Annotated in this window: 13 protein-coding genes and 1 pseudogene; 7 read left to right on the top strand and 7 right to left on the bottom strand. The window is 69.6% G+C overall.

Annotation, left to right across the window (positions count from 1 at the left end):
- Positions 1 to 400: 400 nt before the first annotated feature.
- Together QUY26_RS39300 and QUY26_RS39295 are read right to left on the bottom strand one after the other, a co-directional pair.
- Positions 401 to 745, bottom strand: a complete 345-nt coding sequence (locus QUY26_RS39300; RefSeq protein ID WP_436840470.1) for a hypothetical protein — start codon at positions 743 to 745, stop codon at positions 401 to 403.
- A 205-nt stretch (positions 746 to 950) separates the two neighbouring features.
- Positions 951 to 1187: pseudogene (locus tag QUY26_RS39295) on the bottom strand (HAD domain-containing protein); the annotation flags it as partial.
- Positions 1188 to 1828: 641 nt separating this feature from the next.
- Between QUY26_RS39295 and QUY26_RS39290 the strand changes: the two are divergent.
- Positions 1829 to 1981, top strand: a complete 153-nt coding sequence (locus tag QUY26_RS39290; RefSeq protein ID WP_289955270.1) for a hypothetical protein — start codon at positions 1829 to 1831, stop codon at positions 1979 to 1981.
- A gap of 17 nt (positions 1982 to 1998) precedes the next feature.
- On the opposite strand, the gene QUY26_RS39285 is transcribed toward QUY26_RS39290, so the two are convergent.
- On the bottom strand, positions 1999 to 2619 hold the full coding sequence (locus QUY26_RS39285) for a barstar family protein (RefSeq protein WP_289955269.1): 621 nt from the start codon (positions 2617 to 2619) through the stop codon (positions 1999 to 2001).
- Between the two features lie 666 nt (positions 2620 to 3285).
- Here QUY26_RS39285 and QUY26_RS39280 point away from each other — a divergent pair.
- Positions 3286 to 3639, top strand: a complete 354-nt coding sequence (locus QUY26_RS39280; RefSeq protein ID WP_289955267.1) for a hypothetical protein — start codon at positions 3286 to 3288, stop codon at positions 3637 to 3639.
- Between the two features lie 76 nt (positions 3640 to 3715).
- Here QUY26_RS39280 and QUY26_RS39275 read toward each other — a convergent pair whose 3' ends face one another.
- A complete protein-coding gene (locus QUY26_RS39275) occupies positions 3716 to 4858 on the bottom strand; it encodes a sensor histidine kinase (RefSeq protein ID WP_289955265.1) in 1143 nt (380 codons plus the stop codon).
- On the bottom strand, positions 4855 to 5547 hold the full coding sequence (locus QUY26_RS39270; RefSeq protein ID WP_289956390.1) for a response regulator: 693 nt from the start codon (positions 5545 to 5547) through the stop codon (positions 4855 to 4857). Before QUY26_RS39270 ends, QUY26_RS39275 begins: the two co-directional genes overlap by 4 nt.
- 301 nt (positions 5548 to 5848) lie before the next feature.
- Here QUY26_RS39270 and QUY26_RS41065 point away from each other — a divergent pair, with 301 nt between their 5' ends.
- From QUY26_RS41065 to QUY26_RS39250, 5 genes are all read left to right on the top strand, one after another.
- Entirely contained in the window at positions 5849 to 6607 is a 759-nt protein-coding gene (locus QUY26_RS41065; RefSeq protein ID WP_354670743.1) for a heparan-alpha-glucosaminide N-acetyltransferase domain-containing protein, read from the top strand.
- A gap of 15 nt (positions 6608 to 6622) precedes the next feature.
- Positions 6623 to 7105 carry a DUF418 domain-containing protein gene (locus tag QUY26_RS41060; RefSeq protein WP_354670742.1) on the top strand — a complete coding sequence of 161 codons (483 nt, stop codon included), beginning with the start codon at positions 6623 to 6625 and terminating at the stop codon, positions 7103 to 7105.
- A 906-nt stretch (positions 7106 to 8011) separates the two neighbouring features.
- Positions 8012 to 8536, top strand: coding sequence for an AAA family ATPase (locus tag QUY26_RS39260; RefSeq protein WP_289955263.1), 525 nt, complete (start codon positions 8012 to 8014; stop codon positions 8534 to 8536).
- A gap of 279 nt (positions 8537 to 8815) precedes the next feature.
- Positions 8816 to 9475 carry a class I SAM-dependent methyltransferase gene (locus QUY26_RS39255; RefSeq protein ID WP_289955261.1) on the top strand — a complete coding sequence of 220 codons (660 nt, stop codon included), beginning with the start codon at positions 8816 to 8818 and terminating at the stop codon, positions 9473 to 9475.
- A 37-nt stretch (positions 9476 to 9512) separates the two neighbouring features.
- Positions 9513 to 10151, top strand: coding sequence for a GNAT family N-acetyltransferase (locus QUY26_RS39250; RefSeq protein WP_289955259.1), 639 nt, complete (start codon positions 9513 to 9515; stop codon positions 10149 to 10151).
- 550 nt (positions 10152 to 10701) lie between these two features.
- Here the strand turns inward: QUY26_RS39250 and QUY26_RS39245 are convergent.
- On the bottom strand, positions 10702 to 11175 hold the full coding sequence (locus QUY26_RS39245; RefSeq protein ID WP_289955258.1) for a carboxymuconolactone decarboxylase family protein: 474 nt from the start codon (positions 11173 to 11175) through the stop codon (positions 10702 to 10704).
- A gap of 428 nt (positions 11176 to 11603) precedes the next feature.
- Positions 11604 to 12164, bottom strand: a complete 561-nt coding sequence (locus QUY26_RS39240) for a hypothetical protein (protein WP_289955257.1) — start codon at positions 12162 to 12164, stop codon at positions 11604 to 11606.
- Positions 12165 to 12188: the final 24 nt, after the last annotated feature.

Here is a 12188-nt window from a genome sequence, read left to right as displayed (position 1 = left end):
GGTGCTCAGTCGCCGAGCGCAGCAGCGAAGCACGGACGGCCCCCTCGATTCGACATCGCCCGGAACGACCGAATGGCGCCTGTCTCAGGCCGGTTCACCAGCCAGGACGCTCAAAGCGTATCCACTTCCGTGTCTGTTGAGGCGCCCGTGGGAGAACACGTACCCGTGAGTGGTATTTCCGGGAATCGGCCGCGTCGCGGCGGCGGAAAGTGCGATCATCACGCGCCCTCCTCCTGGCGAATCCCCGCACGGCGTTGGGCCGAAGGAGCGGTGAACCGAGGTGCCCCGGCCGCGGGCATTCGCCGTCCGGCTTCACCGGATGCCTGGGAGAGGGCGAAGGGACCGCTTTCCCGCGAGCCGCGCACGGGGCGGGCCCCGCGCGGCGCTCCGGCGAGGGCCGTCACCGCGCCTCACGCAGCCGCAGGAAGTACGTCGCGGTCAGCGCGACGGCGCGGTGCTCGTGGTGCGACAGCGCCGCGAGGGTCCGTGCGGCCGTGGTTCCCGCGATGCCCGCGAAGGCCTGGGCAGGCGTCCGCGTGCGGACGCCCCAGCGGTGGCGCGGGCGAGGCGCTCGACGAGCGCGGGCGCGATCGGCTCCGCCCGCGCGGTGTCGCTCGCCGGCACGCTCGACGCGTCGGCCGCGTCCGTGTCGTTCCTGCCCGCCGCGATCATCCCCGATCAGCGTCGGGATCGCGTCGGCCGCATCCCGTGTGCCGAGGGCGAGCGCAGCGGCCCCGCGGACCACGGCGTCAAAGTGCGCGAGCGCGGTCCGCAGCCGCGCCGACAGTTCGACTCGTGCAGTCGGGGTGCGCTGACGGTGGACGGCGGCGGCTGGTCCTACGCCGGTCTTCCGGGCGCCGACCTGCGCGGCGTCCGGCTCCGCGAGGCCGACCTGGCCGGATCCCTGCTGGCCAAGGCCGAGGTGACCGGCTGGGACCTGTCAGCGGTCTGGCTGCACAGCGGAGGAGGTCGCGGGTCTTCCAGTGGACCCCGCCCTGCTCGCCTTCGTCGGACGGCTCGGGCCAGGCAACGACGGGCAGTTCCGGCAAGCCCAGCCACAGCGCGAGGCATTCGTTCGCGTCGGACAACCATGTGGTGGCCCACACCAGCTCGCATGGCAGCGCCATCAGCCGGGGGCCGCGAGCGGGATTGACCCTGGTGATCAGCGGATTCGTGTCTGCTTCCGGTACGTGGCACCCCAAGCGGATCAACCACCCGAGGTGGCCAGCTGTGTGCTTGTGGCTCTGTATCAGATCCTGGAGTGCACATTCGAGGAACTCGTGGTCCCGATCACGCCGGAAGAACCCGCAGTGCCGGAGCCTGGACCGGTAACTCGGCTGCGGCCGGTTCTTCCGGATACTCCGATGCTGTCACCGGACTTCTTCGATGCCGAAAGCTGAGTTGTGCCTGCTGACTCGACAACGTGTGCATCCTGCGGACAGCGAAACCGAATTGTGTCGCGCAAGGCTGGACGCCCCCTATGCCAACGGTGTTGGCGGGACAGTCGACGGCGGAGCTGCATCGACTGTGGCCAAGTTAAACGCTCGCTAAAGATTGCCGATTGCTCGCTCGGCACCTGCCTGCAGCCGCTGGTGGACCGCTGGGTGGCCGCACACCGCGTCCGGCAAGGCGAAATCCGGCGTTTCCTGACGTGGGGCGCAGCCCACCAGCTCGCTCCCAAGCACCTGGCCGTATCTGCTCTGGCCAACTGCGAGGACCGGTCGATCATGAGCGACCGGGACCGTTCTCGGCGAGCACACTCGCCCGGCGCCTGGCCGCACACGCCATTCCCGAAGCCCGACTCGCACGCAATGGCGCAATCCTCGCCATGGTCGACACCATCCACTGGAAACTCGTCGCTGATCTGCTCGGCCTCGCAGACCAGACCGCATACGAATGGCATCACGTCAACGGCGGCGACCGAGCCAGCTACGTGGCCAGCCGTCTGAAGAAGCACTCGGCACCGGCCAGCCCCGAATAGCTGGCCTGGTGCCCTACTCAGCGAAAGATGACGTCAATGCTGTGATCACGGAAAAGCTCCAGGACGACTTCGAACAACGACACACCCTCTTTGCTCGGACCGTGGCGCTGAGGAAGGGACGACGTAGCGACGCTGGAGGAATGCCATTCCAGCGTGAAGGGTGACTCGGCACCCCAGCGGCCGCGCAGGCAGTCATCCAGAGCGTCAAGGTTCCACCCGAAATAGCCGCCTGGCCCGTTCACCGCCTCGCCAAGAGCGCAGTAAAAGGTGTCCGCGTCCACGATGTGCTCACCGTCCAGGTGAAACGTGGCTCCGGAAGGTCGATCCGGCAAGGATCGAAAGCTGTGACGCGTCAGAGCCACGGACAGCCAACCGCGGCGGCCAGTCGGGCCGAGGAAATGCCACAGCCCGGTCCGGTTCATCTGTTCGGCGCGGATGAGTTCCCACGGCCATTCGGACTGGGGAAGCGCGTTGTCGCACCACAGGCGCACGGTCAGATCGACCAGGCCCGCCCCTCTCGTCGAGGGCCGCACGGCCTCTGGCGTCACGTCGTTGACGAAGTACTGCCCCATGCTGGCGCCCGATGAGTCCAAGAACGCGAGATTGGCGTTGCCGGCCAGCGCTCGCTTACTGCCCATGCGGTCAATACACACTCGCAGGCCGCCTTGAGGCGAACACCCGAGCAACTCAACTCTCCGTGATCCGTCCCCCAGTGGCACGAAAAGCCCGGTGGCCTCTTGGGCATGTCCCCAGAATTCGCTCTCGTCATCATCGCTGGTCAAAGAGCAGCCAGCCCCAACAGCGCCCATACCTTGCCCCCACCATCATCGAACAGCCGCCGATCCTACTGGCCTGGGCGTCAGCACAGCTGACCCGTTGACGCCGACCTCGAAGCAGTCACCCAACGTGACTGCTTGCTTAGGGCACTCGGCGGGAACCAATACCGCCCACCGCCGGTAGAAGGGGCAGCGCAGAACCGATCACGTGGGGACGGTGGCGGTGTTCAAGCTCGCGCGGCAGCAGTCCGAACCGGTTTCCGGGCAGGACGCTGGATCCGGCCTCCCTCGGCCCACTGCCGTGCAACATCAAGGCCCATCACCATGCAAGGCTGGCCCGCAAGGCAGTGACGCCCCGGCGGCCGCCGACGCTGTCGAAGCCCGGCCTCTCCGTCACCAGCGCTGATGCTCAGGCAGTCGGGACCGAAGTCCTCGCGATGACGGCCCGGCCGCGCCCAGCCGCCTGTCCCACTCTTGCTCCGGAGGCTGAGCTGTGGCTGACTGGCAGCGCCGCCGAGGGGGGGGCGTATGGGCAAGTGGGCCGTGATCGTGCAGTACTCCAGCGACGTGTACAGGACCGAGTTCCTCTGTCAGGGGCTGGAATCGAAGGTCCAGGCGTTGGAGGCACTTCGTGAAGCCCTCTGCACGTACGTACCGAGCAAGAAGATCGTCGAGAAGCGGCGACGTGTGTACCGCTTCGTTGACCAGGAGACCTACCTGGTAGTCATCACAGGCAAGCTGACGCAGTGGGAGTGCACGCTGCGCATCGCGGAGCTGGTCTCGGACTCGGCCGGTCCGGCCGTGGCCAAGCGGGTTCGGACGGACGACGGCGCGGCAGGGGCGGCCGACGGGCCTCAGGACCGGATCCCGCCCGGCTACTGAGCGGCGGCCGAACTCCGCATCGCCCGATCGGTCCGGCAGGCCGTCTGTGCGGGTGGGACGTGTGCTGGTCGGAGACTCATGCATCCGTGCCGTACGGGAGGGTGAGGCGGACGGTGAATCCGCCCTCGGTGGTGGGGGCGGACTCGAAGCGCCCGTGCAGGAGGTCGGCGCGTTCGCGCAGCCCGATGAGTCCGAGGTGGGCGCCGGGCAAGGGGGTGGCGGGCCGGGAGGGAGGTGTGTTGGTGACGGTGACGCCGATGTGGTCCCTGTCGTGCCACAGCTGAACGGTGACGCGGGAGCCGGGGGCGTGTTTGCGGGCGTTGGTGAGGGCTTCCTGGACCGTGCGGTACAAGGTGCGCTGCACGGGAGCGGGGAGGTCGGCCGGCAGTTCGCCGCTGAGGGTGCTGTGCACGCCGCTGCCGTCCACGAGCCTTCGCAGGTCGGCCAGGGTGGGCTGGGGGGCGAGTTCGGAGGCGTCGCCGCCGAACATGCGCAGGAGCAGCACCATGTGCCGCAGCTCGTCCAGAGTGGTCACGCTCAGCTCCCGGATGGTGTGCGCCGCGGCCTTCGCCCTGGGCTCGGTGGCGCTGACCTGGAGGGCACCGGCCTGGATGGCGATCAGGCTGACCTGGTGCGACACCACGTCGTGCATCTCCCGGGCGAGTTGGGCGCGCTCGCGGGCCAGCATGTTCTGCGCGTGCAGCTGCCGCTCGTGGTCCCGGGCCTCCTCCACCTCGCGCAGGCGCTCCGCCGCGTCCTGGCGGGCCTGGACGAGCTGGCCGAGGAAGACCGGGGCGGCAGCGGTGGCGATGAGGTAGGCGAAGTCGACGAGGGTGCGGGTCGCACCGTCGTCGGCATAGACGCCCAGTGGCCAGGGAGCGGCGTCGGCGGTTGCCGAGATCAGCGCGCACGCGGCGAGGAGCGGGCGGCTGCGGGACGTCGCCGCCAAGGCGTACAGGCTCGCGAACGGCACCACCATGAGGGGGAGGAACAAGGTGGCGGGCACCCCGGTGAGGAACACCGTCAGCGGGAAGCGGCGACGCAGCGCCAGCGCCGCGCAGGCCAGTGCGGCGCACGTGGTCTCGTACGCCCCGGTGTCCTCGGCGTTCCACCACACGTCGGCCACCGCCAACAGCACGATCACGGGTGTCGCCCAGGTCACGGAGAGCCGACGGGCCCTGTCGGCGCGCGACGGCGTCCTGTCGTCCGCGGGGCTCATGGCCGTGGCGCAGTGTCGTGGGGCGGGCGCTGTCGTTCGGTGGTCCCGGCAGTGAGCAGGCCGGCGCGTTGGGCGAGCAGTGCCGCTTGTACGCGGCCCGACACCCGCAGCTTGCCCAGGATCGAGCTGGCGTGGTCCTTGACGGTGCCGGCGCTCAGGTGCAGACGGGCGGCGATGTCGGCGTTCGACAGGCCCTCGGCGATGAGCTTGAGGACCGTGCGTTCGCGGTCGGTCAGCAGGCCTACCCGCCGCACCTGCGGATCGTCCTCGGCCGCGCCGTGCGCGCCGTCGACGAGCGCGGACGACGCCTTGGGCGAGAGGACCACTCCCCCGCAGGCCAGCGTGCGGACCAGCTGGGCGAGTTGGTCGGGTGCGGTGTCCTTGAGGATGAATCCTGCGGCGCCGGAGCGCAGCGCGGTCAGGATGTACTCGTCGGAGTCGAAGGTGGTGAGCATGGCCACGACGGGCGGGACATCGAAGAGCCGTAGCTCCCGCAGCACGGTCAGACCGTCAGTGTCGGGCATGCGGATGTCAAGCAGCACGACGTCGGGCCGCACCCGGGCGATGGTCTGGACGGCCTGAGCGCCGGTCGCGGTGGCGGCGACCTCGGTGTCGTTCGCCGCGCTGAGGATCAGCTCGAGGCCTGAGCGGACCAGAGCCTCGTCGTCCACCACCACTACCCGGATCACATCTGCCCCGTCCCGCTGCCCGTCGTCGCGCGGGTGCGTCGTTCTGCGCACGGGTCGCTCTTGCCCCTGCGTCGTTCTGATCTGCGCACGGGTCGCTCTTGCCCCTGCGTCGTTCTGATCTGTGCACGTGTCGCTCTGCCCCTGCGTCGTTCTGAACGGAGCGTAATCGCGCACCGGCCCGGCGCCGCATGCGGCACCGCCACACCCGTCGACTGGGGGGGGCTGGTTCCCGCCAGGTGGCAGGGGTCCGGCAGCACCTCGACGGATACGAGATGACCTGCTCTTCTTCGAGCCTGATGGCATGACGATGCAGCCACGGCAGTCCGTGACAGCTCCCCCGGCAACCGACGCGCCCGCCCTCGCCCACCGTGACCGCCACACCACGACCGGCCGGCTGCTCGGCGTGGACCTCGCCCGCGGCCTGGCGGTCTTCGGCATGTACGCCGCACACGTCGGCCCCGCCCCCGAGGACGCCGGGGGCGTCATCGGTTTCCTCCTGGAGCTGTCCCACGGCCGCTCCTCGGCCCTGTTCGCCTTCCTCGCCGGTTTCTCGCTCATCCTCCTCACCGGCCGCAGCACGCCACGGACCGGCCGCGCCGGCCGCCGGGCCGTCCTGCACGTGCTGATACGTGCCGTGGTCCTCCTCGCCCTCGGCACCGCGCTGACGATGACCGGCACCCCGGTCGAGGTGATCCTGGCCTACTACGGACTGTTCTTCGCCCTGCTCCTGCCGCTCTACCGACTGCGCCCGCGCGCCCTGGCGGCCCTCGCCGTGGCCACCGCGATCACCCTGCCCCAGGTCCGCTACCTCCTGCTGCGCTCCCTCGACGACACCACCTGGGGCGAAACGCTCGTCGCCCACGACCCCCTGGCCCGCATCAGCGACACCGGCGGCTTCCTGGACCTGTTCGTCACCGGCAGCTACCCGGCCCTGGCCTGGCTGTCGTTCCTTCTCGCCGGCATGGCCGTGGCCCGCCTCGACCTCGCCTCCCGCGCCGTACGGGCGCGGCTCGCCGTCACCGGAGCCGCGCTCGCCGTGGTCGGCCACGGCGGCTCCTAGCTCGCGCTGCAGCTGGTGCCGGGCGTACCCGCAGCCCTCGCCGCGGACGCCACCTGGGACGGCCCCGTGATGGCGTCGTGGTGGTCCGACGTCGCCGGCGTGTCGGAGACCTCGGGCACCGCCTGGCTGTGGGTGGCCGCACCGCACAGCGAGACCACCCTCTCCGTCATCGCCAACACCGGCATCGCCCTGCTCGTGCTCACCGCCTGCGTCACCGCCCTCGACCGGCTGCCGCGCCTCACACCGTGGGCCCGGCCCGTGATCGCGGTGGGCTCCATGTCCCTGACCGCCTACGTCCTGCACATCGTGCTGATCCGGGCCCTGGGCATCAAGGACCTCGACGGGCTGCCCCTGTTCCTGCTCCCCGCCTTCATCACCGCCGCTGTGCTGCTCGCCACCGCATGGTCGCGCTTTTTCCGCCGCGGTCCGCTGGAACACCTCCTTCACGGCGCCACCCGCCTCGCGGACACCGTGGCACGCGGGCGCCCGGGAACATGACCCGTCGGGCCAGGGCGCGCCGCTCCTGCCCCTTGCATGAGCTCCCCCGGGGCCAGCGCCCGGATTCGCCCCAAGCCCGCCACCGGGAGCCGGCCCCGGCCCGCGTTCCGATGTGAAGTGACGTGCATGCTCGTGGAGTTGGGCGACAGGGCCTGCCGTGGAAGCGCCTTACCTCATCAGTTGGGCAGGCCGGTCCGTTGTCGAGGCCCAAAGCTCGATTTGGGGGCCGCCGGCTCCTCTGGCGGCCCGGCCCATATGCAAGATGAGGTGAGGTGGGCACATGGTGGCACTGGAACGAGCTCCCGCTCGGCGGGGGGCGGATTCGCAAGCTGTCCGTGAGGTTGGGTATCACCCTGGGTGCGCGAGCACTTCGGGCTCTGATCACACGGCTGTTCCTCCGCCAGCGGGTTGATGTCTGACTCCTGCTTCGGAACCCCCGGGGAGTCCCCAATCCCCCCGAGGGCTCCTCCTTTTCGCGATGAAGTCTGGGTCTCAGCAGATCTCACCCCCACCCGTTCCTGCGATCCGCGGTGTTCAAGCACCTGCGCACACAGGTCAGCGGGGAACGTGCTCCGGCAACCTGTGGTCGAGAGTCCCTGCGGGGAGATCCCTGACGATCCGGCACCCCTGCGGCGTTCGGCGCCAGACCAGCGAGGTCGTACGAACTGCCTGTGTGCTCGCGGCGCCCCACACGTCCACGCTGAGCCTCCGCATGCGGAGCAGCGCCGCCCGAGCTCCGCCGTCGCGGGCGGCCGGCAGCAGCGTCGCTTGCGTTACGTCGGCTCGTCGCCCCCGAAGGTGCGAAGCCCACCGCAGAGGCTCCCCCGGCCTGATCCGAGATACCGGCCGTGAAACGCCTCCGGAGTGCCCGCTCCCTCGGCCCGCACAGCCGGTAGCGTCGAGCCCATGATCGTATGGCTCAACGGAACCCATGGCGCAGGCAAGACGACGACCAGCGCGCTCGTGCAGGAACTGATCCCGGATTCACGGGTGTTCGACGCCGAGAAGGTCGGCGAGACCCTCATGGACATCACACCCGGACTGCCATCGACGGACAACTTCCAGCACTGGCCGCCGTGGCGGCCGCTCGTCGTCGAAACCGCCCGTCACGTGCTCGACTACACCGGCGGCACGCTGGTGATGCCCATGACGGTCCTGGTCGAGGAGTACTGGCGCGAGATCAGCTCGGGCCTCGCCCACCACTCCATTCCCGTGCGGCACTTCGTCCTCCACGCAGACCAGGACACCCTCCGCGCCCGCATCGCGGGCGACACCGTTCTCGGCCCCGACTCCCCGTTCCGCCTGCAGTACCTCGAGCCCTACGCCGAGGCCGCCCGCACGTGGCTGCACGCGGAGGCGGAGGTCGTCGACACCACGTATCTCACGCCCGAACAGGCCGCTCAGCAGATCGCGGAGGCCGTCAAGAGCTGACGCTCGCCCGCCTGGCCACGTCGGTGAAACGGCTGCCTGTCGAGCACCGGATGCGGGGAGAGCTTGCGTGATGGACGGCTCAGGCGCTTGGGGCCGCCGCCCCCAGGAATTCGTGCGCGGCCCCGCGTCGGCGGCCGCCGAGGCGGGGCCAACGGTGGGCCGGGCTCGCGAGGCTGTCGCTGCCGATGTCGTACGAGCAGCGCGCTTGTCGATTCTCGCGCGGAGGAGGCTTGTCACGGCCTGTCGTCAGACTGCGGGGTCCTCATTAGAGTCGCCCGCATGCCTGATCTCTCCTACCTCGCCGCTGTCCAGGAGTCGTACGACACCGTCGCCTCCGCCTACGTCGAGCAGGTCAAGCCTCCGGCGGAGCTGGATCCGCTGTCCCGGGGGATGCTGAACGTCTTTGCGGAGGTGGTGCGGACGGCCGGACTCGGGCCCGTCGCCGACCTGGGATGCGGGCCCGGCAGAATCACGGCCTACCTCGCCGAGCGGGGCGTGCCTGCGTTCGGCATGGACCTGTCGCCCGGCATGGTCGAGCTGGCCCGTCGGGCCCACCCGGATCGGGGCTTCAGCGTCGGCTCGATGACCTCGCTCCCGATCGAGGACGACCGGCTCGGTGGCATCCTCGCGTACTACTCCACCCACCACACCCCGCCGGCGCTGCTGCCCGTGGTGTTCGGCGAGCTCCACCGCGCTCTCGCGCCGGGCGGCTGTCTGATGCTGGCCGGCCACGTCGGGCCCGACCAGCACCTGCGTCCCACGCAGGCGTACGGCGGCCATCCGGTGACCTACGAGTCCTACCTGCTGCCGCCCGATCGGATTGCCGAGCTGCTGAAGCAGGCCGGGCTCGGCCTCACAGCACGTCTGGTCGAGGAACCCCGCGAAGGGTTTGAGCGGACCTTCGCCACCTTCCTCGCCCACAAGCCCGAACGGCCATGAGGGCGGCAGAGCTGGACGTCTGTGCGAGGATCCCGTCGTGAACGATCTACGTTTCCGTCTCGCGGACGACTGTGACCTCGCTGCTCTCGTGCGACTGCGCGACGACGCCGCCCGGTGGATGATCGCCCAGGGCATCACCGGTCAGTGGCAGCCCGGTGAACTGGGCGAGGACCACTTCCGGCGGATCATGGAGAGCGGCGAGGTGTGGCTCGCGGAGGCGGCCGGCCGTGCGGTCGGCGCCTGGGAGTTGTGGTGGGAGGACGAGGCCGCCTGGGGGCCGCAGCCACCGACGGCCGGCTATGTGCACAGGCTGATGGTGGACCACAGCCGTGTTCCGCCCGGGACCGGGCGGCACCTTCTGCGCGCCGCGGAACGTCGCGTCGCCGAGGCCGGCCGACCGCTCGTACGCCTGGACTGCCTGGCGGGCAATTCCCGATTGAGCGCGTACTACCTCGCCTCCGGATACCAGGTCGTCGGCCACAAGGAGGGCAAGCCGCAGCCGGGCGGCACACCGAAGTCGTTCACGCTCCTCGAAAAGCACGTGCGGGACGGTGACGGGCGGGTTCTGCCCATGGGGCCAGGGATCACCGAGCGGGCTCTCCCCCAGCACACCGATGGCTCTCCGGCCCGGGCTTCGCAGTCTTCGCGGGAACGACCTTGGTGTTCGGCCCTGTGACGAAGACCCCGAAGTCCTCTACCGCCGCAACGGTTCCGGTGACTACCAGTCCGGGTTTCAAAGCGAGCAGGAAGGATCGCAAGGTCGGGAACTCGCGTGCCCTCGCGAAGAGATGAAGCTGACCTTCATTCCAACGTCCGACCTCCTCAGCGTTGTTTTCCTGGCCCATCTCGAAGAGTGCGGAGCGGTGCCCACTCGACGCGTCGAAGCCTCATGCCGAGGGATCCGGCCGATCTCGCTGTCCTTCCCTTCGACAGCCACCGGCTGCACAAGGACATCCGCTCCGTCGAACCCGATGACCTCCACCGCTGTTCGGAGCGGACACGGCCTGGAGCGAGGGCAAGCGCCTGCCGCAGATGCGCGAGGGCGTCCCGGACGAGCAGCGATCGTCACGTCACCCTTGTCATGGTCCGGTGCCGCCGGTGGTCGTGCGGCCCGCCGGATTTCTGCGTACGGCGATGGCCGGAGCCCGAGGGAGGGCGTCCGGCCATCGTTGTCTCCATGACTGGTTCCGGCTCGCCTGTCAGCAGGGAGCCGGGGGCCTTGTCGGTTACCCGAACTGGCCCGGCTGGTAGTCACCCGCGGGCTGGCGAATGATCACGTTCAGGCGGTTGAGGGCGTTCAAGAGCGTGATCGCCGATACCAGGGCGACGAGTTGGTCCTCGTCGTAGTGCTTGGCCGCTTCCTCCCAGGCCTCGTCGCTGACACCGCCTGCGGCGTCGGCGATCCGGGTGCCCTGCTCCGCGAGTTCCAGCGCGGCACGCTCGGCCTCGGAGAAGACCGTCGCCTCGCGCCACGTCGCGACCAGGTTGAGACGGACCGGAGTCTCGCCGGCGTGGGCGGCGTCCTTGGTGTGCATGTCGGCGCAGAAGCCACAGCCGTTGATCTGGCTGATCCGCAGCGCCATCAGCTCCATGGTCGCCCTCGGCAGCGACGTCGTCAGGAGCGCCTGCCCTGCCGACGCGAGGTACTTCACGTGCTTGGCGCCGATGGCGTTGCCATGGAAGTCGATACGAGCCTTCACCAACATCTCCCCACTTCAAGGCCTGTCCGCCCGCACGGGAACGGAGCGGCTGTTCACGGGACCGTGTGCGTCCCTGCCCATCCGACGAGACAGCCCCACGGAATGTGACACCGGCTCGACAGGCCACCGTCAGGTCCAGAGCTGACCTGCCGGTTCCTTGAGGGTGCTGTTGATGCGGTTGAGGAAGTTCGCCAGGGCGATCTCGAGGTTGATCGCACGGACTTCCTCCTCATCCTCACGGTCGCCAGCAGCCGCATCACCGAGATCACCGCCGTGGTCGACCCGGCGGAGCTCGCGCGCATCGACCTGCCCGCCCCGGCGTGACTCCGGACCGGCGCCGCGCGTCGTCGCGTACGGCGCGTCGCGTTCGGTCGGTTCAGCCAGCGCGGCCCCTTCAGTCAGTTCGGTCAGCAGCCGGTTCGGTCGGTTCAGTCGGTGATGTACCAGTCCTTCTTGAGGTACTCCAGGGTGTAGCTGCCGAGGTCGCTCTCGGAGAAGGTGGCCGTGGACCTCACCGCCGCGACCGGCATCTCGATCTTCGCGGGCGTGCGTACGAGGACGCGCTGCGGGTCGACCGTCGCCGTCCTCAGGGCCTTCTTCTGCGCGGGGGAGATCATCTTGAACACGGTGACGTACGTCGACGTGCACGGGCCGACGCCCTCCTCCTCCGCCTTCTTCGCGGCGGGCCCTGCGACCTCGCAGACCGTGTCGATGTCCTCGCGGCCGAGGGCGTGCAGGTACTGCTCGTACCGCCGGATCGCGCCCTGCTTCGTCTTCGGTGCGGGCCGGTCGCCGGGCGGGGTGGCCGACGGCTTCTTGGCCGGGGCGGACGCGGAGGGCGTCACCGACGGCTCCTTCGCTCCGGTGGACGCGGACGGCCGGGACGGCTTCGTGTCCGCGTCCCCCTGCGACTCCTCGGGGCCGCACGCACTCGCCACCAGGACCACGCACGCCGATACCGCCGCATTCATCCACGTACGGGCTCTCATCCCGTCCCCTCCCGTCACTCCACC

The organism is Streptomyces flavofungini, from assembly GCF_030388665.1.
GTDB classification, from domain to species: Bacteria; Actinomycetota; Actinomycetes; order Streptomycetales; family Streptomycetaceae; genus Streptomyces; species Streptomyces flavofungini_A.
Note: the sequence above shows the minus strand (reverse complement) of the source record. Positions and strands in the feature narration are given on the sequence as shown.

Coding starts and splice junctions, on each gene's coding strand:
- QUY26_RS39290 (WP_289955270.1), top strand. CDS start 1,829: ATGGTCGACACCATCCACTGGAAACTCGTCGCTGATCTGCTCGGCCTC.
- QUY26_RS39285 (WP_289955269.1), bottom strand. CDS start 2,619: ATGGGCAGTAAGCGAGCGCTGGCCGGCAACGCCAATCTCGCGTTCTTG.
- QUY26_RS39280 (WP_289955267.1), top strand. CDS start 3,286: ATGGGCAAGTGGGCCGTGATCGTGCAGTACTCCAGCGACGTGTACAGG.
- QUY26_RS39275 (WP_289955265.1), bottom strand. CDS start 4,858: ATGAGCCCCGCGGACGACAGGACGCCGTCGCGCGCCGACAGGGCCCGT.
- QUY26_RS41065 (WP_354670743.1), top strand. CDS start 5,849: ATGACGATGCAGCCACGGCAGTCCGTGACAGCTCCCCCGGCAACCGAC.
- QUY26_RS39260 (WP_289955263.1), top strand. CDS start 8,012: ATGATCGTATGGCTCAACGGAACCCATGGCGCAGGCAAGACGACGACC.
- QUY26_RS39255 (WP_289955261.1), top strand. CDS start 8,816: ATGCCTGATCTCTCCTACCTCGCCGCTGTCCAGGAGTCGTACGACACC.
- QUY26_RS39240 (WP_289955257.1), bottom strand. CDS start 12,164: ATGAGAGCCCGTACGTGGATGAATGCGGCGGTATCGGCGTGCGTGGTC.